The organism is Arthrobacter sp. B0427-1-12 (genome assembly GCF_059092905.1).
In genome coordinates this window covers 1-8,955 of sequence record NZ_JBNHIC010000088.1, presented here as the reverse complement: position 1 = coordinate 8,955, position 8,955 = coordinate 1, and the positions used below count along the sequence as shown (strand labels likewise).

Here is an 8,955-nt window from a genome sequence, read left to right as displayed (position 1 = left end):
AGGGGACGGGTGCGTCGAAGAAGCCCGTTGCTACGTCGAGAAGCAGTCCTAGACAGGCTGATCCCTCCATACAACCGACGTATGCGCAGTTATCGGCATGCCGGAGGATGGTTGTGACCGGATCCGACAGTACGGACCTGTTCCCGGAATGAACGGCCGGCCATGGGCAACGCCCGGCCGGAATAGCCCGGCCGGGCGTTGCGCGCGACCCACCTATGAACCACCCGTCCGCCGGCGGTTGCAGGATCCCTTGGAATGCGTCCGGTGGTTTTGCCGCCATGCCGGCGACGGGATCAGGGGTAGTGGGTTAATGGGTGGGGTACTTGGGGTGCTTGATCACCCGGTCAAGGTGAGCCTGCAGTTCAGGGACGACCACAGCGGCCTGCCATTGCTCGGGCTCGATTTCCTCCAGCGAGATGGATACCACGTCGGGGGAAACACTCAGCCGCTTGCTGATGATTTCGGTGAACTCACCGGCAAGGGCGGCGCGTTCCTGGTCGGTCAGGGGGTAGGGGAAATACTTGAGGTTCAGGTGCGGCATTCTGCCTACTTTCCGTGGGCCCCGACGGACACGCGGTGCCCGGCCAGGGTGGGATCGTTGGTTGCGGTGTAGAGCGCGTGCGCCAGTTCGTCGACGCCCTGCTCCCGCAGGACGGCGTAGTGATCCTCGGAGAGTGTCACGATGCGCGGCTCACGCTCGGCGAAAGTGCCCGCCGATTCGATGAACGAGTAGTCGTCTCCGGCGGCCTTGAAGATGGTGATCGGGGCTGTGATCCGCCGGTCCACCAGTTCGGAGAACGTGTACTCGAACTCAAAGGTGCGCACCACGATATCGGTGATCCGGTTGATCGTCTCGGTGTCCAGTTCCCGGCGCGCGTGCCCGATGAAACCGACGAACGAGTCACGGTCGACGGCGGTCTCCACGCATTCATCGATCTGCGGTCCGGTGCTGGTGCCCAGGAAGACCGAGGCGAGCACGGTGACAAAAGCGGGGTCGGTGAAATCGGCAGACCGGGTGCCCGGCTGCCCGGATGACTCCCGCAGTCGGGGATTGCCGGGGCAGATGAGCATGATCCTGTCGACGGTCTTGCCTGCCTGCTCCAGCTGCCAGGCCGCTTCGAAGGCAACCCGGGCGCCGAAGGAGTAGCCCCAGAGGGTGTACGGGCCCTCGGGCTGCAGCTTGAGCATCTCGGCGATGTCTGCTGAGGCCATTTCCTGGATCGTGGCAAACGGGGTTTCCCCGGCGTTGATGCCCCGTGCCTGGATCCCGAAGAACGGGCGCTGGGGCACGGCCTTTCCGGCCAGCTTCATCAGGTTCATCGGATAACCGCCCAGTCCCGGCCAGCAGTAGACGGGCCGCTGCTCGCTCTGCTGGTTCAGCGGAATGAACCGGGACGCGGCTGCAGCCGACTCCTGCCCCTGCGCCTGGTCGACCGTTTGGGCCAGGCCGGCGAGGGTGGGGGTGTCGATCAGGGCCCGCAGGGGAAGCTGGACACCGAAGATCCGCCCGATGCGGGAGATCAGCGTAATCGACATCAGGGAGTTTCCGCCGACGGCGAAGAAATCATCCTGCACCGACACGTCCTCGTACTTGAGCAGCTGGGCCCATTCGACGGCGAGGCGCTTCTCGGTCGGTGTGGACGGGGCCACGAAGTCCGTCGTCGACTGGGGCGAGGCGATCTGCGGGGCGGCCGCCAGGGCCTTCAGGTCCACTTTGCCGTTGGGGGTCAGCGGCAGCTCGTTGAAGACGACGGTGCGGTGCGGGACCATGTAGTCGGGCAGCGTCTGCTCCAGCTCTTCGCGGACCATCTCCGCCGGTCCCTGCATGTGCACGAGGTCCTCGTTCATGCCCTCGCTGGCGATCTGCTCGGCGGATACCTTGCCGCCGATGAAGAAGTAGGACGCTTCCACGGTCTTGCCCATGTGCTTGAGGATGTCCGCGATCCGCCATGCGGCCGGCAGGGCATTTCCTGTCTTCGAGCTGTAGCCGGAGGACATGAAACCCAGCCCGGCGGCGGCACCGTTGCGCTGGACCCGGTGCAGGTAGCAGCCCAGGGTGACGTACTTGAGCCAGGCGGGCACGTGGCCCGGCACGGCGCTGATGCCGAAGCTGGAGCGGTCGAAGACGCGCTGGTTGATGGCGATGACGTGCTTGCGCTGGATCGTCTCCGATGCCACGGGCTCCAGGTCCTGCCCGTCCCAGGCGTAGGTTCCCGGCGCCATGCCGGGAACCTTTTTGCCCGGAATATTGACGAACAGCTCCACGTCGTCGAGATGGTTGGCGGTTCCCTCAACCACCTCGAAGGTGCCCAGGTAGTGATCCTCCTCGAGGGCACCGCACTGCGCTTTGGCGCTTTCGTCGAAGCCGTGCGGGGCGACCGTGCGGCCGAAGGGGGCCAGCCCGTCCTGCAGCGCGCCCAGCAGGTGGCCTGCCTCGAACTCCATGACCTCGAGGATGTTGTTCTTATAGACCGGCTCGATCGCCCCGGTCTTGCCGATCAGGTGGAGCCGGATCCCCGCCGGACCGGAGGCGTCCGGGCGCACCGGGCCCACCGGCTGCAGGGTGTGCAGTTCGGGGTGGTAGTAGTACAACCCGTCGGCCACCCCGTCCTGCCCCTGCAGCTCGAGATAGGTCTGCACGGCGTAGAGGGCGCCGGGCGAGGCATAGGAATACTTGGGCAGCAGCCGCTCGGGGCTGGTGAACTGTCCGATCCAGCGCAGCGCGTAGCCCAGATCCGCCACGGGACCCTCGGCGGACCGGTCGGCGAGGGCGGTGATCTGCCCGGCCTGGGCCAGGAAGGCCTGCAGCTCGCCCTCGGCCAGCGGTCCGCCGTCGTAGAACCGGTAGGTCTTGCGGGCGAAAGCCGCGGCCCGCAGTTCCTCTCCGTCCCGGCCGGGCAGTTCGATACCGTCGGTGAGATCGGTGCGGATGCCGGGGTTGGACAGCTGCGCCTTGACCTGAAGCTTGTTCTGCTTGGACTGGTGGTGGGCGCCGTGGTTGCCCTGGTCCATCAGCGCGGCCTCATTCGGGTTCATCTCCACGCACGCCACCAGCTCCGGATTGCCGGTGCGGGCGTTGGTGGTGACCACGGCCGCGGCCCGGCGCACCCACTGGTGGTGCTCGATGGCCGAGGCGATCTCCTCCAGTTCCACCCGGTAGCCGCGCAGTTTCACCTGGTTGTCCGAGCGGCCCTGGAAGTAATACAGCCCGTTGGCGTTGCGGCGCACAACGTCGCCGGTCTTGTACAACGTTCCGCTGCCGTCCGGGTTCTGGATGAAGCGTTCGCTGGTCTGGCCCGGGTTGTTCAGGTAGCCGCGGGCCAGCTGGATCCCGCCGATATACAGGTCGCCCGCATCGCCGTCGGCCACCGGGTTCAGGTGTTCATCCAGCACCGCGCAGTGGGCCCCGGGAACGGGCTCCCCGATCGGCACGGACACGTCCGCCCCGTCCAGGTCCGCGCCGGTCACGGTGTGTGCCAGCGAGTTGATGGTGGTCTCGGTCGGCCCGTACAGGTTGGTCAGCGAGCACCAGGAAAGGGTGTCGAAGAACTGCTTGGCCAGCGGCTTGGAGAGCGCTTCGCCGCCGCAGTAGACACTGGTCAGTGATGCGCAGGCGTCGAAGCCTTCGGTTTCCAGCAGGGCCTGCAGCAGCGTCGGAACACACTGCAGGTGGGTGACCGAGTGGCGGCCGATCATTTCCACCAGCCCGTAGGGGTTCCGGTAGAGCTCCGGGGCGCCCATGACCGCGGTGGCGCCGGCGGCCGGGGCCAGGATCTCCCACTGGGCCGCATCGAAACTCATCGGTGTCTTCTGCAGGATCCGCACCCCGGGGCGCAGATGCCCTTCACCGCGCAGCCACTCCAGCTGGGCCACGATGCTCCGGTGCTCGATCATGACCCCCTTGGGCCGTCCGGTGCTTCCCGAGGTGTAGATGCAGTACGCCAGATTCCGGCCCGTGGCCGAAACAGGCGCCGCGTCCTGGGGCGAGGCCGGGGTTTCACCGGAGGTGGCGCTGTCCTGGAGGGTGAGCACCTGGGTGCCGTCCGGGGCGATTTCGCGGACGCGTCCGATCAGGTGCTGCTGGGTGAGGATCAGGCCGGTACCGCTGTGCTCGATCATGTAGCGCAGCCGGTCGTCCGGGTAATCGGTGGCCAGGGGCAGGTAGGCGGCGCCGGAGAAGAGGGCACCCCAGACCAGCAGCGGCAGTTCCCCGCCCGGTTCGGCGAAGATGCCCACGGTCTGGTCAGGGCCGAGACCGGCGGAGCCGATGAGCGAGCCCAGCGCCCGGGCTTGGTCAACGAGCTGTGCGAAGGAGATCTGCCGGTCTCCGGCGATGACCGCGCAGGCCTCGGACTGCCGGCGCGCTTCTTCCAGAAGCATCCCGGGCAGGGTGTTGATGTGGTTGTTCTCAGCGGAGGGGGAATTGGGGGACTGAACGGACACTATTGCTCCTGAAGCAGATAACGGGGGGACTGGCGGCACAACAAACAGCGCCGGAGGTCGTAGGCCCAGGAAAAGGAAGCACCGGGGCCCTGGAACAGGGAAGGGACTGGAGAAGGACAGTGAATGGGGGAGAGGTCAGGTAACGGCCGGAACGTGAGGGGGTTAGGCGTTGACCGGAACGCGCTGCTGTTGGGCCTGTTGGGACTGCCGGCGGCTGTGGAGCTGGACGGCGACCACCGAACCGACGATGGTGACCGCTCCAAGGATCTGGGCCAGGGTCAGGGTCTCACCGCGGAAGATCAGGCCCAGGAAGGTGGCCACCAGGGGGCTGCCGAAGAAGAGGAAGGACACCGCGATCGCGGGCAGCCGCTCGATGCCGCGGAACCAGAGGGCGTAGGCCACCAGTGCACCGATCAGGCCAAGGTAAACGTAGCCGGCGATATTGGCCCCGGTCAGGGATGCGGGCAGGCCCTCGGTCACGAACATGACGGGGGTGAGGACCAGCCCGCCGAAGGCCAGCTGCCAGCCGGTAAAGCCCAGATTTCCCATACCCTCGGGCCGGCCCCACATCTTGGTCAGAACCATGCCGGCACCCATGGAGACCGCTCCGGCCACGCCCGCGAGCACCCCGGCCGTGTTCAGGGCCGCTTCCGAGTTGAGCACCAGCAGCGCCATCCCGCCGATCACCGCGGCACAGGCCATGAAGTGCACCGGCTGCGGACGCTGCTTCAGGACGAGGTAACCCAGCACCAGAACAACGATCGGCTGGACCGATCCCAGCAAGGCAGCCACACCGCCGGGCAAAAGGTACGCGGCAACGAACAGGAAGTAGAAAAAACCGCCGATGTTGAGGATCCCCAGAATCAGTGTCTTCCACCACCAATGGCCGTGCACCATAGAGCGGGTAAACAGGATCAACAGCAGCCCCGCAGGCAGCGCCCGCAGCACCGAGGCCAGCAGCGGCCTGCCCTCGGGCAGAAGCTCGGAGGTCACGATATAGGTACTGCCCCAGACCGCCGGCGCAATGAAGGTGACCAGCGGAGTCAAAAACGACCGGTCAGGCACAGCCGACACCGCAGCGGAATCCTGCGTCAAATTGCTCAAAAAACTTCTCCTCCGCAAGACATCCGGTCCGCACGCACCAATAGCCGGCTCCGATCCGGATCGAGGCCGGGAACAGGAGCACTGTGGGGTGGGGAACCGGATGGAATGCTCTATCGGGGATACGGTCGCCAAGACACAGCGTCTCGGGTTATATGCATTAGTATCGATGTCGTACAGTTTGCAATCGAAATATTTGAATCGGTAAGATCGTAGGGAGCCGGAGCTGAGCCTGTCAATTTGAAGCCTCCGGCGGTCCGGACAGGTGTCGGCGCTACGCGGACCTGTCCGGCTTCCTGAACGAGGCGTTGCCGCCGACGGGTTTGCCTTCTGGCGGCCTGTGTAAGGTAACCCTAGCCTAACCTCCCCAAGGAGTTCCCCCATGACGTTACTGCAAGAGCACACCGCCTCCACCGGCGCCACCACTGCGGCAAGGGCCGGCGCCCCCGCCGCCGCCCTGCCGGCCGGAGCCCGCAAGGCCTTGGCCGTGCTACGGATCCTGCTCGGCTCGATCTTCCTGTGGCCCTTCTTCGACAAGGCCTTCGGGCTCGGTTTCGCCACGACGCCGGACCAGGCCTGGATTGGTGGCGGCTCGCCTGCCGGCGGCTACCTGGGCAGCCTCGAGGGCGCCCTCGCCCCGATGTTCGCAGCCATGGCCGGGCAGGCCTGGGTCGACTGGGCCTTCATGCTGGGCATGCTGGCCGTCGGATCGGCCCTGATCCTGGGGATCGGCTTGCGCGCGGCCGCCGTCGGCGGAACCATGATCATGGTTATGATGTGGCTCTCCTCCCTGCCCCTGATGAACCACCCCGTCGTGGATACGCACATCATCTACGCCAGCTCCCTCTGGGTCCTGGCCCTGACCGGCGCCGGACACACCTGGGGCCTAGGCAGGCTCTGGGCCTCCCTGCCCATCACCAAAAGCCTCCCCTGGCTGCGCTAAGCCCCACCCGGCTGCGCCAGGCCACCCCACTGAGGGCCGGGGACTACTCTGTCCCGGCCCTCAGTGCGTAACTGCCCTGTCCCGGCCGCACGCATCAGCGCCTTCGGGCGCACTCCTTCCGGCGCCCGGACCCCCGTTCACCTGCAGGGCCGAAACCTCAGGCCGCCGAGCAGCACCACCGGCGGCGCCGCAGAGCCCGCCGGCACCTGACTACTGCCGCGCCGTGACAGAGAAACCGGCAGGGCCGCAGCGCGAGCATCTCCTCGGAGGCCCGGCTCCTTCCCGATGGCAGGACCCGCAGCCTGTCATTCCGGCGGCCCGGCGGCCCGGCAGCCCGGCAGCCCGGCAGCCCGGCAGCCCGACGGTACGACAGGTGCCTGCGGCGTACCGCCGGCATCCCTGAGTGCCGGTCATCGGCACCTGCCGTCCCATCAAACACAGCCAGGGTCAACATGGGAGCGCCATCATAGGCGGACCCAAGGCGCCGGCATGGCCGCCCCCTTTTAATACGTCCGCCTGGCCGTACCCTGCCGAGTTGCATGCGTCAGTATTGACGTTTATTTGTTCAGCGTCGAAATCTTCAATTCAGTACCGCCAGGAAAAGCGGGGCCCGGCCCTGTCGATTCGACGTCTGGAAGGAGCCCGGGTTTGGACAGAGTGGAGTCGTATATGAACCAGTGGAAGCGCGAGCGTCCGGACCTGGACCATGGACCCATGGGCGTCATAGCGCGCGTCACCCGTACCGGAGGGTTCCTGACCAACAGCATTCGCGAGAACCTTCGCGGCACCGGCCTGGAGCCGTGGGAATTCGACGTGCTGGCCACCCTCCGCAGGGTCGGCACGCCGCACACCCTAAGCCCGAAGGAACTCGCTGCCATCACAATGGTGGGCAACGCCGCCATGACCCACCGCGTCGACCGGTTGGTTGAGCGCGGCCTCGTAACCCGGAAAGTGGACCCGAATAACCGCCGACGCCTGCGGATAACCCTGACAGAGGCGGGGCTGGAACTAATCGACTCGGTCATCGCCGACCACGTTAACAATGTGGACCGCTTGCTTGACGTGCTGTCCGCCTCCGAACGGAAGACACTGTCCGGTCTGCTCGAAAAGGTCCTCGTCTCGCACGGCGATACCCACCCGTAAAACAGTAAAGCACCGGAGTCCCTGACGTATGCACTGTGATCAGTGCTAGAGCCAATCGCGGTTGCATAGCGACAGCGTGCTCCAGGCAAGTTCCCCGGTGGTTTTCGGCATCGCGTAGCGTCTGCACGCAGGGACGGTGCTGCGGCATTCCGGCAAGCCTTCCAAAGATCTGCCGGCGCTTCTTAAACGGCGAGGCCGCCGGATCTACTGCTTGATCCCGGCGGCCTGGCCGATGGCTGGATTCATTTCCCCCAAAACGCTTCCTGCCCGGTTCTCCGGCCGGGTCCCCCAACCCGTTCGTCGAACCTTCTGATAAAAGGATGACATCGGCAGCTGTTACTGCCTAGTACCTTTGCTACTCGTTTTCATGCATCTACATGGACAGGTAGCAGGGGATCGTAGTTAACCAGCGGGAACCTGATGCGGGGCCCAGGCCCTCCGTCGTCACCGCCCCCGACCCATCGCCTGGGGCTTCCCGGCCTTGGCGGGCGCAAGGCGGCCCACGGGACCAGAGGATTCAGCGATGCCTGCCTCCTTATGGTCAGTGCCCGGACTCCCGCGACTCCTGCGCCGGCCTGCCCTGCGCAATGCCGGTGTGAAGGTCTTTATGACCAAGCCGTTAGGTCCCTGCTCGACCAGGTGGAGGTTCTCGAAGACCTCTACGGACTGGACCTGGCCCAGGACTGGCGGGCCGGTCTGGAAGACCGGCTGCTGGACGACACGGACAGCGAAATGCTGTACCGGTACGAATTGGACGGCTTCGAGGACGACACCGAAGTGGCCGCAGACCTTGGCCTGGCGCCCATGAGCTTCGCCGAATGCTTCGAACCCTTCAACGACAGCTGCACCGTCCCTACGCCCGCTGAACTGCCGGTAATGCTGGCCCGTCGCATTGATGACCGGCGAATAGCGGTTGAAACAGTTGTGTGTTTGCCGTGCCGGATTTACATCTTTGTAGCTTGCAAGGGAAACCAATTCAATTTCAATGAAGAACACGGGCGCTTGCCCGCTGTCTCATCCCTAGGACCACTCTTCACGATAAAAAGGTGAACATAACGCCGGAGTGTTTCTGGGCTGCTGCGCGGGCGGACCGGCACCGACTCCCGTGCACTGACACTGCAGCGTCTCACCCTCCGGGCACCGTGCGGGCCGGGCAAACCTGCGGCCGGCCGTCTGCTCCTGCCCAGTGTGCCGGACCCCCGGTGGGCGGTCCAGGGGGAGAGATGCTAGGCGAACCAGTCCCAGTCGGGAGGGCTCCACGCAGCCGGTACCTGATGTGTGCGGGTGTGACCGCATTGTTTGCAGGTGTAGGTGGCGTTGGCCGC

6 protein-coding genes are annotated in these 8,955 nt (G+C 65.6%); 3 read left to right on the top strand and 3 right to left on the bottom strand.

From position 1 onward, the window contains the following. Nucleotides 1-307 precede the first annotated feature (307 nt). From AC5RWU_RS22900 to AC5RWU_RS22890, 3 genes are all read right to left on the bottom strand, one after another. Nucleotides 308-541, bottom strand: a complete 234-nt coding sequence (locus AC5RWU_RS22900; protein WP_493986476.1) for a tautomerase family protein — start codon at nt 539-541, stop codon at nt 308-310. Nucleotides 542-546: 5 nt separating this feature from the next. Continuing rightward, nucleotides 547-4,443: a thioesterase domain-containing protein gene (locus tag AC5RWU_RS22895; protein WP_493986475.1), complete on the bottom strand. Its 3,897-nt coding sequence runs from the start codon at nt 4,441-4,443 to the stop codon at nt 547-549. A 162-nt stretch (nt 4,444-4,605) separates the two neighbouring features. After that, nucleotides 4,606-5,547 (bottom strand): EamA family transporter, encoded by a 942-nt coding sequence (locus AC5RWU_RS22890; RefSeq protein WP_493986474.1) that lies wholly within the window; start codon nt 5,545-5,547, stop codon nt 4,606-4,608. 379 nt (nt 5,548-5,926) lie between these two features. On the opposite strand from AC5RWU_RS22890, the gene AC5RWU_RS22885 reads away from it, so the two are divergent. The 3 genes from AC5RWU_RS22885 to AC5RWU_RS22875 all read left to right on the top strand — a co-directional run bounded on the left by AC5RWU_RS22885 (nt 5,927) and on the right by AC5RWU_RS22875 (nt 8,680). After that, nucleotides 5,927-6,487: a hypothetical protein gene (locus AC5RWU_RS22885; RefSeq protein WP_493986473.1), complete on the top strand. Its 561-nt coding sequence runs from the start codon at nt 5,927-5,929 to the stop codon at nt 6,485-6,487. A gap of 669 nt (nt 6,488-7,156) precedes the next feature. Beyond that, nucleotides 7,157-7,630: a MarR family winged helix-turn-helix transcriptional regulator gene (locus tag AC5RWU_RS22880; protein WP_493986472.1), complete on the top strand. Its 474-nt coding sequence runs from the start codon at nt 7,157-7,159 to the stop codon at nt 7,628-7,630. A gap of 639 nt (nt 7,631-8,269) precedes the next feature. Next, a complete protein-coding gene (locus tag AC5RWU_RS22875; RefSeq protein ID WP_493986471.1) occupies nt 8,270-8,680 on the top strand; it encodes a hypothetical protein in 411 nt (136 codons plus the stop codon). Nucleotides 8,681-8,955: the final 275 nt, after the last annotated feature.

Bases quoted from the DNA above. Each gene is read 5' to 3' on its own strand.
- AC5RWU_RS22900 (WP_493986476.1), bottom strand. From the start codon at position 541: ATGCCGCACCTGAACCTCAAGTATTTCCCCTACCCCCTGACCGACCAG.
- AC5RWU_RS22885 (WP_493986473.1), top strand. From the start codon at position 5,927: ATGACGTTACTGCAAGAGCACACCGCCTCCACCGGCGCCACCACTGCG.
- AC5RWU_RS22880 (WP_493986472.1), top strand. From the start codon at position 7,157: ATGAACCAGTGGAAGCGCGAGCGTCCGGACCTGGACCATGGACCCATG.